This is a genomic window from Streptomyces sp. XY431, assembly GCF_001279805.1.
Taxonomy (GTDB): Bacteria; Actinomycetota; Actinomycetes; order Streptomycetales; family Streptomycetaceae; genus Kitasatospora; species Kitasatospora purpeofusca.
Map to the genome: position 1 here is coordinate 1 of NZ_LGDO01000320.1, position 504 is coordinate 504.

1 protein-coding gene is annotated in these 504 nt (G+C 69.4%); it reads left to right on the forward strand.

All coding sequences use genetic code 11. The features are described 5' to 3' along the window. Positions 1-504: condensation domain-containing protein (locus tag ADK60_RS24770; RefSeq protein ID WP_159400564.1), on the forward strand; the 504-nt coding region annotated here is incomplete at both ends.

Here is a 504-nt window from a genome sequence, read left to right on the forward strand (position 1 = left end):
AGCTCGACGTCCCCGCGCTCAGCGCCGCCCTCACCGACGTCGTCCAGCGCCACGAAACCCTGCGCACCGTCTTCCCCGAACACGACGGCACACCCCACCAGGTCGTCCTCGAAGACCCCCGCACCTGGCCCACCCTCACCACCACCATCGCCACCCCCGACCAGCTCCAGCACACCCTCCAGCAAGCCGCCGCCCACCCCTTCGACCTCACCACCGAACCACCCCTACGCGCCCACCTCATCGCACAACCCGACCACCCCCACCAACACCACCTCCTCCTCGTCCTCCACCACATCGCCGGCGACGGCTGGTCCACCGCACCCCTCGCCAACGACCTCACCACCGCCTACACCGCACGCCTCCACCACCAACCCCCCACCTGGGAACCCCTCCCGGTCCAATACATCGACTACCCCCCCTGGCAACACCAACTCCTCGGCGACCCCCACGACCCCACCAGCCTCCACCACCAACAACTCACCCACTGGCGCCACACCCTCACCG